This window comes from Campylobacter ureolyticus ACS-301-V-Sch3b (assembly GCF_000413435.1).
In the GTDB taxonomy this organism is placed as follows: domain Bacteria; phylum Campylobacterota; class Campylobacteria; order Campylobacterales; family Campylobacteraceae; genus Campylobacter_B; species Campylobacter_B ureolyticus_A.
On record NZ_KE340327.1, the window covers coordinates 360,574 to 380,533 of the forward strand.

Consider the following 19,960-nt stretch of genomic DNA (forward strand, 5'->3'; position numbering starts at 1 on the left):
ATATATTAAGGAGAAAGAAGTGAAAAAGATTTTAACAATTTTAACTTTTTTTACATTTATTTTAATTGGATGTGGTGGTTCAAGTGCAGAAAAAACAGCTGTTGATTTTACACAAAAACTTTATACAAGCAACACAAAAACAGTTGTTGATATGCTTTATTTAGGTGATGAAAAACCAACAAAAGCGGATATGGACTTTGTATTTCAAAAAATTGATTCTGTTTTAGAGCAAAATAAAGCAAAAGCAAAAAAAAGAGGAGGATTTAAAAAAGCTGATGTTATAAAAAAAGACATTGATGGAAATACTGCCAGCATTAGAGTCCAAACCACATTTAAAGATGGCTCAACCCAAGCTGACACGATGGATCTTATAAAAATCAATAATAAGTGGAAGATAAGATTATAAAGAAAATATTTCCTTTTTTATTAATATTTTTTATATTAGTAGGTTTTTTTACATATAAAAACACCAAACTAAAAAGTCCTAATTTTAGCTACATCCCTGAGTTTAAGCTTGGGGATCTTATATTTAGACATGGAAACACAATGGATAGTTTTCTAATAACAAAAGCAAGCGATTTTAAATACTCACATGTGGGAGTTATATTATCACTAAATCCTACAAAAGTTATACATTCTCTACCAGATGATTATAAAAATAAAAATGGTGTTATTATAGAAAATTTAGATGATTTTTTAGAAAATGCTACTGATTTTGGCGTAGCAAGAGTTAAATTTTTAGACAAAAATAACACTTTAATTTTTCTAAATAATTTAAAATTAAAACTTGGAAATAAGTTTTCACTTGATAAAAATGGACTTTACTGCACAACATTTATAGTAAATGAGCTTAATAAATTTAAAGAAATGAATCTTTCATATACAAAGGTAAATTTACCACTACTAGAAAAAGAGTATCTTTTTCCAAAAGCAATATGGAATGATGAAAATATAGAAATAATCTATGAAAATTAGACCTTTAAAAATATAGAAATATTTTATAAAACTAGATTTTATTTATGTCTTAAAAGATCAATTAGACTTTTTTTAGGATCTTTTCCATCTATTGTTAGTGCAACTTCTCTTGCAATTGGTGTATATATATTATGCAAATTTGCTAGTTTTAAAATAGCCTTTGAGGTTAAAATCCCCTCAGCAACTTCGCCCAATTCTTCCAAAATTTCATCTATTTTTTTACCTTGTGCCAAACCAAAGCCTACTCTATAGTTTCTTGATAAATTGCTTGATGCAGTTAAAAACAGATCCCCTGCACCACTAAGCCCTAAAAAAGTTTCATCTTTTGCACCAAAAAATTTACCAAACCTTGCTATTTCTACAAGACCACGAGAAATTAGACTAGCTCTTGCATTGTTGCCTAAATTTAGCCCATCGCATGCTCCACTTGCTATTGCAATGACATTTTTATATGCACCGCAAACTTCAGCTCCTATAACATCATCTGATAAGTAAGCTTTAATATAATATGGAAAAAATGAGCAAAACTCTTTTGCTAAGTTATCGTTTTTAGAACTAACTACAACAGCACAAGGAAGTTTTTTTAAAACCTCGCTTGAAAATGACGGCCCTGAAAGAGTTGCTAAACTATCCTCACCAACAAATTTAGCAAAAATTTCATGTAAAAACTCTCCACTTTTGGCATTTATCCCTTTTGAGGCGACTAAAATTTTTTGGTTATTATAAACAAAATTTTTCTCAAGCCAAGACTTAGTTATTTGAGATGAAAGACTAAAAACTAAATATTCACATTTTAAAGCTTCTTCTAAACCAACAAAGTTAGGTATGTCTTTTTTAGTTCTTGAAGTTATAACGCATTCATTTTGAAAGCTAAAAGCATCAAAAAGCGCACTTCCCCATTTTCCAGCTCCAATAACTGCTATCTTAGCCATAAACAAACCTTAAAGTTTAGCTTTTAAAAGCTCGTTTACTTTTGCAGGATTAAACGCACCTTTTCCGGCCTTCATAACTTGTCCTACAAAAAATCCAAAAAGTTTATCTTTTCCACTTTTGTATTCAGCAACCTTATCACCATTTTTAGATAATACTTCGTCTATAACTGCTAAAATTGAAGCATCATCGCTAATTTGCTTTAAGCCAAGCTTATCGATAATATCATTAACTTTTGCATTGTTTTCCATCATATTATCAAGCACATCTTTTGCTGCTTTTTGAGATATAGTATTATCCTCAATTCTTTTTAAAAGTTCACTCATTCTTAAACTATCAACTGGGCTTGTTTCTATAGTTAAACCATTTTTAAGTCTTCCTAAAAGCTCAACTGTAAGCCAAGTAACACAAAGCTTTGGATCGTGTCCTTTAGAGATCAAATCTTCAAAATAAACAGCCATGGCATAGTCATCAATAATAACTTTTGCATCACTTTCTTTTATATCAAGCTTTTCAACATATCTTTTAAGCTTTGCACTAGGAAGCTCAGGTATATTAGTAGCTTCTTTCATCATTTCATCACTTATATGAACAGGAAGCAAATCAGGATCTGGGAAATAGCGGTATTCTGCACTATCTTCTTTGCTTCTCATTGATCTAGTTGTCAAATTAGTTGTATCAAAAAGCCTTGTTTCTTGAACAACTTCACTTTCATATTTGCCATCTTCATAAGCTGCAATTTGGCGATCTACCTCATACTCAATTGCTTTTTGTATAAATCTAAATGAGTTTAAATTTTTTATCTCAACTCTTGTGCCGTATTTACTCTCACCTTTTGGACGAATACTAACATTAACATCGCATCTAAAGCTTCCTTCTTGCATATTTGCATCACTTATATTAATAAACCTTAAAATTGAGTGAAGTTTTTTAAGATATGCAACTGCTTCATCACTACTTCTTAAATCAGGCTCGCTAACGATTTCTAAAAGCGGAGTTCCAGCTCTATTTAAATCAACCAAACTTCTATCTTTTTCGTGGTTGTTTTTACCAGCATCTTCTTCTAAGTGTGCTCTTGTAATGCCTATTCGCTTATTGCTTACTTCATCTGTGTCTATATATAACTCTCCATGCTCAACAATAGGAATAGTAAATTGAGAAATTTGATAGGCTTTTGGAAGATCTGGATAAAAATAGTTTTTTCTATCAAAAACAGAGTTTTGATTAATCTTTGCATTTACAGCTGTTCCAAAACTAATTGCCTTTTTAACAGCTTCTTTATTTAAAACTGGCAAAGCTCCAGGAAGCGCTAAGCAAACTGGACAAACATGAGTGTTTTGTTTATCTCCAAAACTTGTAGAGCAAGAACAAAAAATCTTACTTTTTGTATTTAACTGACAATGAACTTCTAAACCGATAACTGTTTCAAATACCATATAATAATCCTTATAAAATTTCTAATTCGTTATTTTACTATAAAAAGTTTTTAAATTTGATAAAGTTTTGTAATAAAAAGAATAAAAAAGCAAATTTAGCCCAATTTTGAGCTAAATTTTAATAATTTAATTTTAATGTTCGTCGATTACAACAGCACCTGCTAAATAAACATAACTTAAAACAACGAAAATAAATGTTTGAAGTATAGCCATAAAAGTTAAAAGCGCATAAGGAATCATCGGAACAAACCAAGGTGCAAGTGTAAGCATAACCAATAAGAATAAATCATCACCTTTTATATTTCCAAACAAACGAAATGACAAAGAAACAACTCTTGAAAGGTGAGAAACTATTTCTATTACAAATATAAATGGAGCCATGACTTTTATTGGACCACAAAAACTTTTCATATATCCAAAAAATCCATTTATTTTAACACCTTGATAGTGATAATAAAGAAAAACACAAGTTGTAAGAGCTAAGGTTAGATTTAAACTAGCTGTTGGTGCCTCAAAACCAGGAACCATACCAACAATGTTTGCAGTAAAAATAACAAGGCCTAAAGTTCCAACAAGTGGTAAATATCTTCTTGCTAACTCATAACTTCCCATTGCATCTTTTCCAATAGAAATAATGCCGTTTATATAAGCTTCAAAAATATTTTGAGCACCATAAGGCACAAGTTGAAGTGAGTTTGTCGCCATTCTAGCAAGTAAAACAACAATAGCAACTATAAGCAAAAAGTGAAATACATAAATAAAAGTATGATTATAAGTAATCAAACTACCAGCAAATAAAAATATATCTTTTAGCATTCTAACCCCATAAATAAAAATTAATAAGCTATTCTACACTATTTTTGGTTAAACAATATTTAAATTTTACTTTTTATTTTACAATATCATATAAAATTTTTAAAATTGTCGCACAAACCATGATTAAAAACAGAGTTTTTATAAATTTTACATCTTTTTTAATCACCATATTTGAACCCATATATCCGCCTATCATCTGCCCAACACCCATTAAAAGCCCAATAAGCCATAAAATATGCCCGCCAAATATAAATACTATTAAAGCCACAATATTTGAAGTAAAGTTTAAAATTTTTGTGTTTGCGACAGCTTGTTTCATCGATAGTCCTAAAACACCAAGAAATGCAAAAGTCCAAAAACTACCAGTTCCAGGTCCTAAAAATCCATCATAAAATCCTATCAAAAGCCCAAAAATAATAAAAAACGCATTTTTACTCATCTTTGCTTCTTTCTGGGTTTCGCCTAAATTTGGTGAAAAAATGGTATAAATCACAACAAAAATAAGTAAAATAGGAATTATATAATTTAAAAATTTTGGATCTATAAAAAGCACACTTATAGTTCCTGTGCAAGCACCAATAAGCGTAAAAATAATACCTATAAAAATCTCTTTAAAATTTATAAAACCTTTTCTAGTAAAATTTACAGTTGCTGAAAGTGTCCCAAAACATCCTTGAAGTTTATTTGTAGCAAGTGCTGCGTGAGGTGGTACCCCAACTGCCATAAGTGCGGGCAAACAAATAAGTCCTCCACCACCAGCAATTGCATCAATAAAACCGCCAATAAAAGCAACTCCAACTAAAATTAAAATTTGCCAAATTTCAAACTCCATCTTTTTCTCCCGTTAAATATCTTTTAAAATTTCATCTATTTCACCACTTTGACCAAGCCTATAAAGTCCAAAATCATACTTTATGGGATCATTTTTATCAAATTCTCTAAGTTTATTAGTTAATTCTAAAACTGCTTCAAAATCATAAGTTTTTCTACTCATTAAACCTAATTTTAAAGAAACTCTGTGAGTGTGAACATCAAGCGGCATTAATAAATCTTTTTTATCAATACTTTTAAAAAGCCCCAAATCAATGTCTTTATCTCTTACCATCCATCTTAAAAACATATTGTATCTTTTATAAGGGGATTTTGGTTTTTTATCAAAGTTTTTACCAAAGAAAAACTCATAACCATCGCTTCTATAATTGTTTAGTGAATAAATTGTAGAAATTAAATTATTAATACCATAAGCTAAATTTTCGCCTTTTTCAAAGCCTTTTTTTATCAAATTTTCTATATTTTCATCATTTTTAAGTCGCTTTATAGTTATAAATATCTCGGCAACATCGCGTGAGTTTTGAAACCTATATTTTTTATTTTTATAGAAATTTCTTATTTCATTGTCGTTTTCGTTTAAAAGTTCAAAATTTAAAGAATTTAAAAATTTAACTATCAATCTAGCATTTCCATAAGCAAATAAAGCACTAATTAATGCGATATTTGGCTCTTTAAACTTAGCAGCAACCCAAAGTGGATCTGGATTCGCATATAAATTTTCGTTACAATTTTTAATATCAGCGTGATAATCAAGTAAGGTTTTAAGATTTTGCATTAAATTTCTTTTTTAAAATAAGTCATGCTTGTTTTTCCAAATTTTTTTGATTTAAAAAGTTTAAATTTGCCTATTGTTTCATCAAATTTAACATCGCTATTGTGCTCAATCGCCACTAAAAAAGCATTGTAATTAGATAAATTTTTTATTGTTTCATACACTTTTTTATAAATATCATCATAGCCATCTCTTATGTCAAATGGTGGATCAAAATAGATTATAAACTCATCATTATTTTCTTTTAAAAGAGCTTGCAAGCCGTTAAAACAATCACTGTTAATTGCGATTAAATCACTACTTATACCTTTAAAATTTGATTTTAAAATTTCAAATGCAGCCTTATCTTTTTCAAAACCATAGCATTTTTTCGCACCATTGCTTAACGCCTCAGCCGCCATTACGCCACTTCCTGCAAACATCTCTATAAATACTTTATCTGCAAACTCAAATCTAAAAGTATCAAAAAAAGAGCTTTTAACCAAGCTTTTTGTACTCCTAGTTGTTGTCTTTGAAGGAATTAAGAGTTTTTTTCCTTTAAATTTTCCGCTGTTTATCTGAGTAAATAATTTATTCATAATGCTCTTTTACCAATTTTATTAATTTTGACTTAAACTCATCTACAAGTAGAGATATTTTATCTTCTAAATTTTCTTTTAAATTGCTATCTTTAACAATAAAATCAAACTCTTCAAGTGCATACAAAAGATCTTTTTTACTAAAAGGAAGAGTAAGATATGGTGAATCATCTCCTATATAAAAAACTCTTTTATTGCTTTTTTTGTTTATATCACTTAGGATAAAATCAGCCTCTTCTTCATTTACCAAATAATCTTTTAAAAAAATTTCTAAAGTCTTTTGCATAATCAAACATTCACAATTAATCGCAATTTTCACTTTTAATATCCTTTGCTAAACTCTATCATTTTAAATTTTTCACCCATTTCAATAATCAGTCTTTTAAGCTGCAAAACACCATTTTTATAGGCATTTTCACCAGCATTTTTAAGTAGAGTTTCTAAAATTTCATCTGCTTTAAAATTTATTAACGCCTTGCTTTGAGAGCAAAAATTCTCAAATTTCACATCTTTAAATTTCAAAAACTCATCTTTAATATTTTTAAAAACAACATTATAAGTAATATCACTTTTTTGATAAAATTCTTTTAAATTTTTAATATCAAAAAAATTATAAACTTGATGTTTTGAAAAAACCCTTAAAGTAAAATCATTTCTTGGTGCAAAATCACCATAATCAAAACTTAAAAATCTAAATTTTTTTGAACTTTGATAAATTTTTAATAAAAATTTATCCAATCCCAAAACAACTTCGCCTTTTTTAATGCCTTGTTTTTTAGCTAAATCCACAATTTCTTTTGAAGCCGTTTTAAATATAGGTTTAAAATTTTCAATAAACAGCATCTTTTCATTATCCACAACTTCACATTTAAAAGTATCAAAAAGCTCATTTGATATAAAAAAAGCATTTTTAAACTTAGCTTCTTTAAGGTTTGAAAGATGGTTTAGTTTTACTTCTTTTCCTATTTTATTTTCAAAATTTGTTTTTTGAATTTTTCTTAAATTTTCAAATGGCTCAACTATGAAAAATTCAAAATTTTTAAGTTTTGTTTTATCAAAAGTATAAATTCCTTGGATTATATCACAAATCAAATGCCCTTCGTTTGCGCCTATTTCAACTATTTCAAAGTTTTTATTAAAACTCATTATATATTTTGCAATACAAATTCCAAAAAAAGAACCCACGCTTACTGAGGTATAAAAATCGCCTTTTTTGCCAATTTTTATACCTTTTTGATAATATCCATCTTTTCTAAAAAGCCAGCTGTCGATAAATTCACTAAATTTCATCTAGTTTATAAACATTTTAAAGATGTTTTAAATCTTTTAAAGCCCTCTTTGATTTCATCTTTATCTATATTTAAAGGTGGTAAAAATCTAAGTATATTTGTGCCTGATTTTAGTATCAAAAGTCCATTTTCAAGGCATTTTTTATAAATAATATCTAAATTTTTACTATCTTTTAAAACAAGTCCTTGCATAAGACCAAGTCCGGTTCTTTTTTCAAATATTAATGGATAATCTTTGATTATTTCATCTAAATGTTTTTGAAAATTTTTAATATTTTTATCAAGATCACCACTTTTTTTAAGTTTTACAAGTTCATTAAGCGTTGTAAGTGCGACATTTGTTACTAAATGATTTCCACCAAAAGTACTTCCATGATCTCCAAATGTAAAAATATCTTCTTTGCTTACGCAAGCTCCTATTGGAACACCACCACCAAGTCCTTTGGCAAATGTTATGATATCTGGTTTGATACCATACTCTTTAGAGGCTACAAACTCACCAGTTCTATATACACCGCACTGAACCTCATCTGTTATTAAAAGTAAATTTCTTTGCTTTAAAACTTCGCTTAGCTTTGCAACACTATCTTTATCAAGAGCTTTTACACCACCCTCACCTTGAACAAGCTCTATAATAACAGCTACAGTTTTTTCATTAATGTTTTCTATAATCTCATCAATTGAGTCAAAAAACTTAAATCCATCAGGATATGGTGCAAAATCTTTGGGATGAAATTTATCCTGCCCAGTTAGCTTTAAAGTTGCAATTGTTCGGCCGTGAAATGAGTTTTTTAAAGATAAAATTTCATATTTTTTTTCTTTAAAATTTTGGGTGCCGTATTTTCTAGCAAGTTTTATCGCACACTCATTTGCCTCAGCACCTGAGTTGCAAAAAAACGCGTATGTTTTATAGCCTAGTAATTTTGATATTTTTTTAGCAAGTTTTTCTTGCGTTTCATTTTTATATAAATTTGAAGTATGAAGTATTTTTTTACTTTGTTTATTTATAGTTTTTAAAATTTTATCATTTGCATGACCTAAAGAACACACTCCAATTCCAGCTGCAAAATCAATATAATCTTTACCGTTTTTATCTATTAAAACAGAATTTTTCCCCTCTGTAAAAACTATATCTTCTTTTTTATAATTACTCATTAAATAGCTCATTTTTCCTCCTCAATTTTTGGTAATCTCCAATTTTTCTTATGTGCAATCATCCTAAAAGCTACACCAAAAGCAAAAAGTATCATTATAAAAAACATATTGTTTAACCCAACTAAATCCATAAAATAATAAATTAGTCCAGTTACTATACAAACTGTTCCATAAAACCCTGTTTTCATAAACCATGGAACTTCATTATACAACATATCTCTAAAAATTCCTCCGCCAACGCCATTTGCAAGGGCTATTAATAAAACTCCAAATATATTGTATCCATACTCTAACGCAACCATTGAGCCAACAATTGAAAAGCTAACTATATCTATAGCATCACTCATAACAAAAAGTGTGCTTTTATCAAGACTTTCTCTTTTTGTATGAATTTTAAAAGCCATAGCAAATAAAATCACCACCAAAACAATACTTATAGGCATATAGTGAGTAAAAGAATAAACATCTCTACCAACTAAAACATCTCTTAAAATTCCACCACTCAAAGCAGTTAAAAACGCAGCCATAAAAATGCCAAGTAAATCACACTCTTTTTTAACTCCATATAAATAACCACTAAGTGCTGCTGATGCAATGCCAATATATTCAGTTAGAAGTAAAGCGGTCAATGTTTTCCTAGTTTTAAAATTTAAAAGATATTTTACACTAAGCTTATAAAACTTAGTTTAAATTTTAAAATTCAAGTATAAATTTAGTTTTATTACCGTCTGCTTTGCATGAAATTTGTGAAGAAAATGTTAATTTAATAAGCTTTACCTATCAAATAGTGCATAATTTATAGCTTCTATAAATTTTAAAGGCTCAACACTATTTGCATTTACCATTATTCCAAAATGAAGATGAGGTCCACTTACCCTTCCCGTTGCACCACTAAGTCCGATAACTTCGCCTTTTTTAACTAAATTTCCAACCTCTACATTAATTTTACTTAAATGATAATATTGTGAATAAATTCCACCACCATGATTAATCACAACTGAATTTCCAGCATAAAATCTCTCTTTTGCTATCATTACAACCCCGTCATTAACAGCTTTTATAGGAGTTCCAACGCCAGCTCTAAAATCAGTCCCTGAGTGATAGCTTTTTAAATTTCCATTAAAAACCCTTGCATTACCAAAATTTGATGTAATGACTGAATTTATAGGAAGTTCGAATTTGGAATTAAATAAAAGTTTGTCTGTTTTTGTTCTATAAATAGAGTAAGCTTCCTCTCTTTCTTTTTTAATGCGTTTTAAATTTTCTTTATTTGGACTTGCTTTACTGCTTGAAACAGTTATATTTTCTTTTTTATAACTACCCTCAATGAGTTTAAATTTTATAATTTGTTCGTCGTTATTAAATATATGCCTAACAATAATATCATTTTTATTTCTATAATTTGAACTAACAAAAGCTATTTTTTCACCTTTTTTAACAGGATTATCAAGCCAAATGCTTTTTTTATCATTTATAAAAAGTTTTCCTGCAAACTTGCTATCAACTTTTAGAATTTCAGTTTCTCCATTTATAATCTCGTTTGCATTTAAACTTAGCAAAATAGCTAGTAAAATAATGATTTTCCTCATTTTTGCTCCATTTTTATTAAATTTATGTTAAATTCTCATCTATTTAAAGACAAAATAAAATTTTATTGTTATAATAACATAAAACTTTATTTCAAAAGGATGTAGAATATGAAAAAATTATTAGTTTTTGCTTTCGCATTTTGCTTAAGCCTTAGTGCAGATGTTTTTCAAAATGAACAAGTTTATGCTGCTGCTAATGTTGTAAAATCTTTTGGTTGTGATAACAACAACACAGTTTCTGAAAAATTTCTAGAAAATATTAAAGCTGTTGCAATTATCCCTGATGTAACTAGAACAGGTGTTATTGCTTCAACTCAAAGAGGAAAAGGTGTATTTTCTATGAGAGATTTAAATGGAAACTGGACACCACCAATTATGATAACATACTCAAGCTTTGGAGCAGGTCCACAAGTAGGAATAGAATCAGCTGATATGATACTACTTTTCCAAACAAGCAAATCTTTTAGAGATATTTTTAAAGGACAAGATTTACTTGGCTTAAATGCAGGTGGAACTATCGGAGAGGGAAGCATGGCAGGAAGAACTACTGATTTGCCTGAAGTTTCAGCTTATATAGTAAAAACTGGTAAAACAAGCGGTGTTTATTTTGGAGCAAGTTTAGATTTTGGAAGAATTGTTATAGATGATCAAGCTACAAATGATTATTATGAAAGAATCTATGACTACCAAGATATCTTAAATGGTTCACCAAGAGATTCAAAATATACAAAGATGCTTAAACACGCTCTTAATGTATATTTGGCAAATGATAGAGAAAAATTTAGATGCGATATTGATAAATTTATCGTTAAATAAAACTTAAAAAGTAGGATTAATCTCCTACTTAATTTTTACAAAACACTTTAGACAAAAAGCCAAGCATGTTTTAAACTGCTTGGCAAAATATATTTTAAAAACTTATCTCTTTTATATCAGCTACTTTTAAAAATGAATTATAAATTTGACCTATTATTGCAATTCGATTTGCTTTTAAGCTCTCATCATCAACATTTATCATAATTTCATCGAAAAATTTATCTATTTTTTCTTTTAATCCAAAAAGCTCATTTAAATAACTTTTGCTATCTTTTAAATCAAGTTTTAAAGAGTTAAATGCATTATTTAACTCCATTTCGGCATTTTGTGAGATTAAGCTATCATCAACTTTTTTAATTTTTTCATCTTTTATGATATTTGCAAGTCTTTTAAATGTAGAAAAATTTTCTTTAAAGCTTTCTTTTTTGCTTATTTCATCAAGAGCTAAAATTGAATTATTTAGCTTTTTAATGTCACTTTCACCACTTTTTAAACAAGCATTTATAATAGAGATATTTACATCATAAACAGTGTTTAATCTATCAAAAATAAAATCTTGTAAAATTTGAATGTCAAATTTAGTGTAGTTTGGAGAAATTTCTTCTAAAATTTTATTTAAATTAAAATTTAAATTTTTATTTAAAACTATCTTTATTATACCATTTGCAGACCTTCTTAAAGCGTACGGGTCTTTTGTTCCACTTGGAATTTTTCCCACTGAAAAAAGCCCCATTAATGAATCGAGCTTAAAGCTAAGTGCAACAATACTACTAAAAATAGAGCTTGGTAACTCACTTTTTTCACCATCTGGTAAATATTGCTCTTTTATGGCTTTTACAATATTTTCATTTTCTCCCATTGCCTTTGCATAATAACTTCCCATAATTCCTTGAAGCTCACCAAACTCATCTACCATCAAAGTTGTAAGATCAGCCTTGCTTAAAATAATTGCTCTTTCTAAAAGTTTTTCATACTCTTTTCCAGCTTCTTTTTCAAGCTCATTTTTATAAAATTTTGCCAAATTTAGAGCAATTTTTATCTCTCTTAACTCCTTATCATAAATCGAGCCTAGTTCTTTTATATATAAAACATTTTTTAAACTATCTGGATTTAGACCGTTTTTAAGATCACTTTGCCAAAAAAACATCGCATCGCTAAGTCTAGCTTTTAAAACTCTTTCATTTCCACTAACAATAAGAGAGTCATCATCACAAACTGCATTACTTACAAACACAAAATTGTTAGTTAGTTTGCCATTATTAAAAACCGGGAAATATCTTTGATTTTCCTTCATTGATGTTATTATAACTTCATCTGGAACATTTAAAAATTCCTTATCAAACTCCCCTTTTAAAGCAGTTGGATGTTCAGTTATGGCTATTACTTCATTTAACAAATCTCTATCTTTTTCTATCTCAAATGAATTTGTTTTTTCTAGATTTTTAAACTCGTTTAGTATTTTTTCTTCTCTTTTTTTAGAGTTTAAAATAATGCCATTTTTTGCAAGTTTTTCGTAGTATTCATCAGCTGATTTAAACTCAACTAAATCATAACCAAAGCTTCTATGCGGATAAAAAGCAAGTTTTGACCTCACGCCATAAATTTGCATTTCAACATTTTCATTATTCAAACAAACTGCTAACGATCTAATAGGTCTTATGAACTCAAATTCTCCATTACCCCATCTCATCTCTTTTCCAAAATGAAGCTCTTTTAAAAAGTCATTTATCATATCAGATAAAATTTCTTTTACATCTTTTCCTTTTTGAGTGTACTCATAATATAAAAACTCATCATTGCCTATTTTTTTAAATCCAAGTTTATCTTCATCTATACCGCATTTTTTAGCAAAACTAACTGCGGCTTTACTCCAAATACCGTCTTTTATAGCTATTCTTTTTGGAGCACCGATTTGCTCTACGACTCTATCATCTTGCTTATTTGGAAAATTACTACTATCTAAAACCATTCTTCTAGGAGTAAAATCAAAACTAAAATCAGCCTTTATTTCATATTTTTCTAATACTTTTTGCCATTTTGGTAAAATATTTTTATACTCCTTTAAAAAAGGAATTGCTGGGAGTTCTTCAACTCCAATTTCAATCAATAATCTCATCTTTTTTCCTATCTTTATTATTTTTATCTAAAATTTGTTTGTTCATACCAACTATTAAATATACCACAAAAAGTATAAACAATGTAGTTATAATAAAATTTATCATTTTACAATAAGCTCCTTACTGCCTTTAAAATTTGTTACAAAAACATTCTCAAAGGTCTGATTTTTACCATTATTTATTTTTTTATTAAAACTATGAATTTTAAATTTGCCAAATTTTGTGTTTATATAGCCATTAAAAACATCGCCGTTTATACTTTTTAAAACATCCCCATGTCTTGAATTTAAAGGATTATCAAGCATAAAATCAGTCAAATTTCTAACTTTTCCTAGTTTCTTTATCTCAAATTTATCAACCTGAAAATTACCATTATGATAATTGGTGCTGTAAATTTTAACTTCTACTAAATCAGATAGCTCTATATTATTATTTCTACTAAAAAAATAAACACCTCTTTTGTTTTCATCAGCCAAACTAAAGCCAAATTTATCTTTATAAACAACAGCTAAGTTTTTTAGCGTTAAAGGAAATAAAACATCATCTTTTTCATAAAAATCATCAATTTTTTTTACATCGCTTATAAAATTTGGAGTTTTATATTTAGAGTTTGTAACGATAGTAAAAAACAAAGGATAATGGTCTGAAACATTTAAATTTCTATTAAAATATTTTGAATTATTAAAAACATTAAAGCTATTTTTTTTATAAATTAAATTTGAATCTTTGAAAAAACTTTTACTAAGTAAAATATGATCAATCGCTCGCCCGCTAATATGCGAGCTTTTTTTAGAAAAAAATGTGCTCCATAAATTTACTAAATTATTATTTTTAGATATTTCTGCAACCAGTGAATTTGGTTTAAATTCCGTATTAAAATCCCCTAAAACAATAGCATTTTTAGTATTTTTAGTGAAATTTTCTAAGGCTTTTGCATTTATTTTTCTCTTGTATTCACCATTTTTAAATGTTAGCAAGTGAGTTGTAAAAACACTAAATTTCTGACCTTCAAATAAAAAATCAGCCTTTAAAATATCCCTTGTTTTAACTTCTGTTATTTTTTTTATAGTTGTGTTATAAAAAGGAATTTTTGACATTATTCCAACTCCAACTGGAGCTTTTAAATCTTTTGAAAATAAAATATATTTATAACCAGACTCTTTAGCAAGTTCATTTAAAACACCTTTATTTTCAATCTCTTGAAGAGCGATAATATCAGCATTTACATCTTTTATAACATTTGAAATATTTTTAAGTTTTGCTCTAAATTTAGCATTATTCCAATTTGTTTTAAAATCACTATATTCAGTTCCTTGAATAGTTGCGTCAAATAAATTTTCAACATTAAAAGTAGCGATTTTAAGCTCACCAGCAACTAAAAAATAAAAACTAAAAATTAAAGTTAAAAATAACCTCATAAGCTAATCTCGCTAAAATTTTGTCTAATTGCCTCGTAAGCGATTATTCCAACACTCATTGCTAAATTTAAACTTCTTCCATTTTTTCCCATTGGAATTGTTATTGCATTTTGCCAATTTCTTTCCATAAGCCACATAGGAAGACCTGTGCTTTCAGCTCCAAAAAGTATAAAATCCCCATCTTCAAATTTAACGTCAAAATATTTTTTTTTGGCTTTTGTAGTAGCAAAATAAAATTTATTAAATTTATCCTCATGAAATTTTAAAAACTCATCCAAACTATCCCAAATAATTGGATCAAGCTTCTTCCAGTAGTCTAATCCAGCTCTTCTTACAGCTTTTTCTTCAAGACTAAAAACTGTTGGTTTTATGATATGTAAATTTAAATTAGCATTTATACAAAGTCTTCCAATTGCACCTGTATTTTGCGGTATTTGAGGATTGACTAAAACAATATTAAACATTAAAAAATCACTGTTTTATTATTATAAACAAAAACTCTATCGTCAAATACAAGCTCTAAAGCACTTGCAAGAACATTTTTTTCTACATTTCTACCAGCAACTCTCATCTCTTTCCAATTCATTTCATGATTTACTCTAATTATATCTTGAGTAATAATTGGTCCTTCATCAAGATCATCATTTACAAAATGAGCTGTTGCTCCAACTATCTTAACACCTCTTTCAAATGCCTGTTTATATGGGTTTGCACCTATAAATGCAGGCAAAAATGAGTGGTGGATATTTATAATTTTCTTTTTATATTCATTTACAAAAGTTGGTGATAAAATTCTCATATATTTTGCTAAAACTATATAGTCAATATCATACTCTTTTAAAACTTCTAGTACTTTTTTCTCATGCTCTAATCGCTCTAAATCTCCAGCCTCAACACAGTGAAATTTTATACCAAATTTCTCAACCAAATCTCTTAAATCATCATAGTTTGCAATAACAGATAAAATATTTGCATTAATTTCTTTGCTGTAATTTTTTATTAATAAATCACCAAGACAATGGGTTTCTTTTGTAGCCATAATAACGATATTTTTTTTCTTTGCTTCTATTAATTCTATGTGAGCTTTTGAGCCAAGCATCGCACTTAAAAGCCCTGTTAAAGCACACTTATCAATATCTTCATCAGTGTGAATTTCAGCTCTATAAAAAAATTTATTAACTTCATGATCTACAAATTCATGGTTTTTAGCTATATTTAAACCAAATTTAAAAATAACATCTGAAATTCTATAAATTAGTCCTTTTTCATCTTCACTATAAATTTTTAAAATATACTTTTTCATGTAATTCCTTATTAAAATAAAGCTGTTATTTTACATAAATTTGGATAAATTTATGCTTTGAAACTCTAAAATTAAGCCATTTTAGTTAGATTAATTAAAAAATTATCAACCTCTTCTTCTTGCTTTTTTTTAAGTTTTTTACCTATTTCTTCATTTTTAAAACCAGCATTTATTATATCTTGTGCTTTTACTTTCGTTTTAAAAACATTATCGTAAATATCTAATTTTTTAGCTTTTTGTATTAAGTCAAAACTATCAAGTCCTAACCAATTTTTTAAAGGCATTTTAAGCGATATCATAAGCAAATCTTTTAAACTTGGATTTTTTAAATATGGCTCATTTACAATTTTTTTAAACTTAGTATTTAAATTTAATCTTTTTAAAACTTTTTCTTTATTTAGGTTTAAAAAATTTAAAAGATTATAGAGAAAATACATCTCATTTTTAATAAATTTTGAGCCATTTTCTAACTTTTTAGACAAAATCTCAAAATCATTTTTTAAAATTTTAGTTAAAAATAAAAACTCAAAAATATTAAGCTCATAAATAAGCTTTAATCCAACGCTTTGATATTCTGCTTTAAAAAGCTTAATAAGCTCATTTTGAATTCTATCTCCACTAAGATCATCCAAGCTGATTGTTTTCATTAAATTTAAGCTTTTATTTTCAACTTTTAAATCAAATCTTGCAGCAAACTGAACAGCTCTTAATACCCTTAAGCTATCTTGGCAAAAGGTATTTTTATCAACAACTTTTAAAATTTTGTTTTTTAAATCATTAGTTCCATCATAAAAATCTAATATCTCGCCATTAAAGATATTAATCATAATAGAATTGATAGTAAAATCACGCCTTTTTGCAGCTATTTTTTCATTATTGCAAATTTTAACTTCAAAGCCACAATGTCCGTAGCTTACCTTATTTTCAGTTCTTGGCAGTGATAAATCAAAATTTTTATACTTATAAACAAAAAAACTTTTTCCAACACCGCTTGCACCAAGCTTGCTCATTAAAATTTCAAATTCTTGCTCATTTATATCATAAATTTCTATATCAATGTCAAAAGAATTAATGCCTAAAAAATAATCTCTTACAAAACCACCTACAAAATACGCTCTTTTAGTGTGTTTTGAAAGTAATTCTTTAATTTTTATAAAATCACTGTTTTTGGATATCGCTAATTCGTTTATCGATATTTGCAAGTAAAAACTCCATAAATTTCAAGCTCAACTCAACTCTTGCCTCAATATCGCCTTTATCAAAGCTATTAAGCCCTTCAAATAATACTAAAATTCGCTCTTTTATTTTTAGTAAAAATTCTTCTTGGCTTAAAATATTTACTAAATCTTTCTCTTCATGCTCTTTTAAATTTTTGCTATCTTCTTCTAGTTTTTGTAAATTTTCATATTCTTTTTTTTCAGCATCATCTATAAAGTCTTTGCTATTTTCATCTTCTTTAAACTCAAGCTCATCGAAATTTTCATCAAAGTTTAGTTGATTTGAATTTTTTAACTCTTCGATTATTTTTTTAGTGATTTCTTCTATTTTCATATATCCACAAGCCACCTTTTAAATTTTTCATTATCTTTTTCATCACTGCTTAAAAAAAGCTCTAACATTGGGTTTTTTAATTTTTCTAAGACTCTTTTTAAGCAAAGTTTTGCCCTCTCATCATCTGGATAATCTTTTAAAATTTCTTCATATATCCTGCTTGCATCTAAAAAAAGTCCTTGAGACTCATAAATCAAGGCTTTTGTAAAATTATCTTTCATCATCTGTTATATAATTACTTATGATTGATCCCATATCACCAGTGGTACAAACTTCTTTAGCTTCATAGTTTGCAATATCTTTTGTTCTATATCCATCTTTTAAAGCTTTTTTTACTGCTTCTTCTATGGCTTTTGCTGCTTGATGCTCACCAAAAGCATATTTTAGCATCATTGCAGCACTTAAAATTGTAGCGATAGGATTTGCAATTCCTTGTTTTGCAATATCTGGCGCACTTCCATGAATTGGTTCAAAAATACCAACTTTGCCCCCAATACTTGCACTTGGAAGTAGTCCAATAGAGCCACATATCATACTTGCTTCATCGCTTAAAATATCACCAAATAAATTTTCTGTTAAAAGTACATCAAATTGCTTTGGATCTTTGATAAGCTGCATAGCTGCATTATCTACATACATATAATCAAGTCTAACATCTTCATATTTTTTAGCTATATCTGCAACTACTTCACGCCAAAGCTGACTTGTTTCTAAAACATTTGCTTTATCAACTAAAGTTACTTTTTTACTTCTTTTTAAAGCTGCTTCAAAAGCAACTTCTGCAATTCTTTCAATCTCCTCTTTTGAATAAATCATAGTATTGTATGCATTATTTTCTTCTTTTTTTCTTGGTTGTCCAAAGTAAAGTCCGCCAGTTAATTCTCTAACAACAAGCATATCAACACCTTTTAAAACATCAGGTTTTATAGTTGATGCATCAACTAATTCATCAAAAACCATAGCAGGACGAAGGTTTGCAAATGCTCCAAGACCTTTTCTAAGTTTTAAAAGTCCGCTTTCTGGGCGAAGGTTTCTTTCTAAATTGTCCCACTTAGGTCCGCCAATTGCTCCAAGCAATACGGCATCTGAATTAAGTGCAGTTTCAAGCGTTTCATTGGGTATTGGATTTCCTAAAACATCTATTGCTTCCCCGCCTAATAAAACATGCTCGTAATTTAACTCAAATTCAAATTTGCTAGAAACCGTATCTAAAACCTTAATAGCCTCATCAACTATTTCAGGTCCTATTCCATCGCCTTTTATAACACAAATATTATATTTTTTCACTTTTTATTTCCTTAAAATATTTTCTTTTGCATAATTAATTAATCCACCTGATTTTAAAAGTTTTTGCATAAATTCAGGAATTGGTTCAAATTTATACTTTTCATTTTTAGTCAAATTTGTAATCACACCATTATTAACATCTATTTTTAATTCATCATTTTCATCGATTTTATCACTTTGTTTACATTCAAGTATTAAAAGTCCTGTATTAAAACTATTTCTATAAAAAATTCTTGCAAAAGATTTGGCTATTACAGCGCCTATTCCAGCTGCTTTTAAAGCTATTGGAGCATGCTCTCTGCTACTTCCACAGCCAAAGTTTTCTCCAGCAACGATAATATCTCCATTTTTAACTTTTTTAGAAAAATCTTTATCTTTATCTTCCATTATATGTGTTGCTAAAATTTTTGGATCTGATGTGTTTAAATATCTTGCAGCAATAATTATATCTGTATCAATATTATCTCCAAATTTCCAAACTTTTGCCATTTTTTTCCTTCAAAATAAAATTGTAAGCTATGATTTTACCAAAAAAATATAAACTAGGCTTTAAAATTATTAAATTTTAAAAATAAAGTAAAAATTTGCAACACCGATTATTTTGTGGAGTTTTTTAGTAATTGGATTAAGTGTGGTTTTAATGCTCATTGATCTTAAAACAAAAAACTTAGTTTTGATACACGAATATGTTGGATTAATACTTATTTTAGATATTTTTTTACATTCAATAACAAATTTAAAGCCATTTAAAAGCTATTTTACAAAAGAAAAAGGAGCTGTTTTTGGTGCTGTTTTTATCACAATTTGCGTAGTTTTTTATCTGTTTTATCCACAACCAGAAAAAGTAAAAAAAGGAAAAATTTTAAACGATGTATTGCAAACTTCTCTTAATAAAAGCATTAATGATACACTTTTTTACTTTGATATAAATAATAATAGTTTTTCTAAATTTTGTTCTAAAAACAGCTTTGACTGTTCAAATTTAGAAATGAGTTTAAAAGAATTTGCCATTAAAAATTCAAAAAAACCTAATGAATTAGTAGTTGAAATTTTTACTTTAAAATAAATTTAAGCTTATTTGTAACAAATTTTCCATT

25 protein-coding genes are annotated in these 19,960 nt (G+C 27.8%); 4 read left to right on the plus strand and 21 right to left on the minus strand.

The window, feature by feature from the left end:
• The first annotated feature begins 19 nt into the window (after positions 1 to 19).
• Positions 20 to 406 (plus strand): DUF4878 domain-containing protein, encoded by a 387-nt coding sequence (locus tag HMPREF9309_RS06960; protein WP_016647225.1) that lies wholly within the window; start codon positions 20 to 22, stop codon positions 404 to 406.
• Positions 388 to 975, plus strand: a complete 588-nt coding sequence (locus HMPREF9309_RS06965; RefSeq protein ID WP_016647226.1) for a YiiX/YebB-like N1pC/P60 family cysteine hydrolase — start codon at positions 388 to 390, stop codon at positions 973 to 975. Before HMPREF9309_RS06960 ends, HMPREF9309_RS06965 begins: the two co-directional genes overlap by 19 nt.
• Positions 976 to 1,013: 38 nt before the next feature.
• Here HMPREF9309_RS06965 and HMPREF9309_RS06970 read toward each other — a convergent pair whose 3' ends face one another.
• The 11 genes from HMPREF9309_RS06970 to pgp3 form a co-directional block, all read right to left on the minus strand.
• The gene (locus HMPREF9309_RS06970) at positions 1,014 to 1,907 is read right to left on the minus strand and encodes an NAD(P)H-dependent glycerol-3-phosphate dehydrogenase (RefSeq protein WP_016647227.1); all 894 of its coding nucleotides are present in this window, start codon (positions 1,905 to 1,907) and stop codon (positions 1,014 to 1,016) included.
• Between the two features lie 9 nt (positions 1,908 to 1,916).
• The gene (gatB, locus tag HMPREF9309_RS06975; RefSeq protein ID WP_016647228.1) at positions 1,917 to 3,341 is read right to left on the minus strand and encodes an Asp-tRNA(Asn)/Glu-tRNA(Gln) amidotransferase subunit GatB; all 1,425 of its coding nucleotides are present in this window, start codon (positions 3,339 to 3,341) and stop codon (positions 1,917 to 1,919) included.
• A gap of 132 nt (positions 3,342 to 3,473) precedes the next feature.
• On the minus strand, positions 3,474 to 4,157 hold the full coding sequence (locus HMPREF9309_RS06980; protein ID WP_016647229.1) for a F0F1 ATP synthase subunit A: 684 nt from the start codon (positions 4,155 to 4,157) through the stop codon (positions 3,474 to 3,476).
• Positions 4,158 to 4,230: 73 nt separating this feature from the next.
• Positions 4,231 to 4,989: a TSUP family transporter gene (locus HMPREF9309_RS06985; RefSeq protein ID WP_016647230.1), complete on the minus strand. Its 759-nt coding sequence runs from the start codon at positions 4,987 to 4,989 to the stop codon at positions 4,231 to 4,233.
• A gap of 12 nt (positions 4,990 to 5,001) precedes the next feature.
• A complete protein-coding gene (locus HMPREF9309_RS06990) occupies positions 5,002 to 5,763 on the minus strand; it encodes a TIGR02757 family protein (RefSeq protein WP_016647231.1) in 762 nt (253 codons plus the stop codon).
• On the minus strand, positions 5,763 to 6,338 hold the full coding sequence (rsmD, locus tag HMPREF9309_RS06995) for a 16S rRNA (guanine(966)-N(2))-methyltransferase RsmD (protein ID WP_016647232.1): 576 nt from the start codon (positions 6,336 to 6,338) through the stop codon (positions 5,763 to 5,765). The genes HMPREF9309_RS06990 and rsmD overlap by 1 nt, the downstream gene beginning before the upstream one ends.
• Complete coding sequence (locus HMPREF9309_RS07000; protein WP_016647233.1) at positions 6,331 to 6,657, minus strand: hypothetical protein; 327 nt, start codon at positions 6,655 to 6,657, stop codon at positions 6,331 to 6,333. The genes rsmD and HMPREF9309_RS07000 overlap by 8 nt, the downstream gene beginning before the upstream one ends.
• A 2-nt stretch (positions 6,658 to 6,659) precedes the next feature.
• Positions 6,660 to 7,628 carry an SAM-dependent methyltransferase gene (locus HMPREF9309_RS07005; protein ID WP_016647234.1) on the minus strand — a complete coding sequence of 323 codons (969 nt, stop codon included), beginning with the start codon at positions 7,626 to 7,628 and terminating at the stop codon, positions 6,660 to 6,662.
• 5 nt (positions 7,629 to 7,633) lie between these two features.
• Positions 7,634 to 8,794, minus strand: coding sequence for an aspartate aminotransferase family protein (locus HMPREF9309_RS07010; protein ID WP_016647235.1), 1,161 nt, complete (start codon positions 8,792 to 8,794; stop codon positions 7,634 to 7,636).
• Positions 8,791 to 9,411: a trimeric intracellular cation channel family protein gene (locus tag HMPREF9309_RS07015; protein WP_016647236.1), complete on the minus strand. Its 621-nt coding sequence runs from the start codon at positions 9,409 to 9,411 to the stop codon at positions 8,791 to 8,793. Before HMPREF9309_RS07015 ends, HMPREF9309_RS07010 begins: the two co-directional genes overlap by 4 nt.
• A gap of 144 nt (positions 9,412 to 9,555) precedes the next feature.
• Entirely contained in the window at positions 9,556 to 10,371 is an 816-nt protein-coding gene (gene pgp3 / locus HMPREF9309_RS09170) for a peptidoglycan metallopeptidase Pgp3 (RefSeq protein ID WP_016647237.1), read from the minus strand.
• Positions 10,372 to 10,479: 108 nt separating this feature from the next.
• Between pgp3 and HMPREF9309_RS07025 the strand changes: the two genes are divergently transcribed.
• Entirely contained in the window at positions 10,480 to 11,187 is a 708-nt protein-coding gene (locus HMPREF9309_RS07025) for a lipid-binding SYLF domain-containing protein (RefSeq protein ID WP_016647238.1), read from the plus strand.
• Between the two features lie 94 nt (positions 11,188 to 11,281).
• On the opposite strand, the gene glyS is transcribed toward HMPREF9309_RS07025, so the two are convergent.
• The 10 genes from glyS to HMPREF9309_RS07070 all read right to left on the minus strand — a co-directional run bounded on the left by glyS (position 11,282) and on the right by HMPREF9309_RS07070 (position 19,352).
• A complete protein-coding gene (gene glyS, locus HMPREF9309_RS07030; RefSeq protein WP_016647239.1) occupies positions 11,282 to 13,303 on the minus strand; it encodes a glycine--tRNA ligase subunit beta in 2,022 nt (673 codons plus the stop codon).
• The gene (locus tag HMPREF9309_RS09225) at positions 13,287 to 13,409 is read right to left on the minus strand and encodes a hypothetical protein (RefSeq protein ID WP_016647240.1); all 123 of its coding nucleotides are present in this window, start codon (positions 13,407 to 13,409) and stop codon (positions 13,287 to 13,289) included. The genes glyS and HMPREF9309_RS09225 overlap by 17 nt, the downstream gene beginning before the upstream one ends.
• The gene (locus HMPREF9309_RS07035; protein ID WP_016647241.1) at positions 13,406 to 14,722 is read right to left on the minus strand and encodes an endonuclease/exonuclease/phosphatase family protein; all 1,317 of its coding nucleotides are present in this window, start codon (positions 14,720 to 14,722) and stop codon (positions 13,406 to 13,408) included. The genes HMPREF9309_RS09225 and HMPREF9309_RS07035 overlap by 4 nt, the downstream gene beginning before the upstream one ends.
• The gene (locus HMPREF9309_RS07040) at positions 14,719 to 15,186 is read right to left on the minus strand and encodes a tRNA (cytidine(34)-2'-O)-methyltransferase (protein WP_016647242.1); all 468 of its coding nucleotides are present in this window, start codon (positions 15,184 to 15,186) and stop codon (positions 14,719 to 14,721) included. Before HMPREF9309_RS07040 ends, HMPREF9309_RS07035 begins: the two co-directional genes overlap by 4 nt.
• Entirely contained in the window at positions 15,186 to 16,025 is an 840-nt protein-coding gene (gene purU / locus HMPREF9309_RS07045; RefSeq protein ID WP_016647243.1) for a formyltetrahydrofolate deformylase, read from the minus strand. The genes HMPREF9309_RS07040 and purU overlap by 1 nt, the downstream gene beginning before the upstream one ends.
• Before the next feature lie 71 nt (positions 16,026 to 16,096).
• The gene (locus HMPREF9309_RS07050; RefSeq protein ID WP_016647244.1) at positions 16,097 to 17,227 is read right to left on the minus strand and encodes a tRNA nucleotidyltransferase/poly(A) polymerase family protein; all 1,131 of its coding nucleotides are present in this window, start codon (positions 17,225 to 17,227) and stop codon (positions 16,097 to 16,099) included.
• Entirely contained in the window at positions 17,184 to 17,576 is a 393-nt protein-coding gene (locus tag HMPREF9309_RS07055; RefSeq protein WP_016647245.1) for a CiaD-like domain-containing protein, read from the minus strand. Before HMPREF9309_RS07055 ends, HMPREF9309_RS07050 begins: the two co-directional genes overlap by 44 nt.
• Positions 17,573 to 17,800 carry a hypothetical protein gene (locus HMPREF9309_RS07060; protein WP_155827361.1) on the minus strand — a complete coding sequence of 76 codons (228 nt, stop codon included), beginning with the start codon at positions 17,798 to 17,800 and terminating at the stop codon, positions 17,573 to 17,575. The genes HMPREF9309_RS07055 and HMPREF9309_RS07060 overlap by 4 nt, the downstream gene beginning before the upstream one ends.
• Positions 17,787 to 18,863, minus strand: coding sequence for a 3-isopropylmalate dehydrogenase (gene leuB, locus HMPREF9309_RS07065; RefSeq protein WP_016647247.1), 1,077 nt, complete (start codon positions 18,861 to 18,863; stop codon positions 17,787 to 17,789). Before leuB ends, HMPREF9309_RS07060 begins: the two co-directional genes overlap by 14 nt.
• A 3-nt stretch (positions 18,864 to 18,866) precedes the next feature.
• Positions 18,867 to 19,352, minus strand: coding sequence for a 3-isopropylmalate dehydratase small subunit (locus tag HMPREF9309_RS07070; RefSeq protein ID WP_016647248.1), 486 nt, complete (start codon positions 19,350 to 19,352; stop codon positions 18,867 to 18,869).
• Between the two features lie 151 nt (positions 19,353 to 19,503).
• On the opposite strand from HMPREF9309_RS07070, the gene HMPREF9309_RS07075 reads away from it, so the two are divergent.
• Complete coding sequence (locus HMPREF9309_RS07075) at positions 19,504 to 19,929, plus strand: hypothetical protein (protein ID WP_414526231.1); 426 nt, start codon at positions 19,504 to 19,506, stop codon at positions 19,927 to 19,929.
• The last annotated feature ends 31 nt before the right edge of the window (positions 19,930 to 19,960 follow it).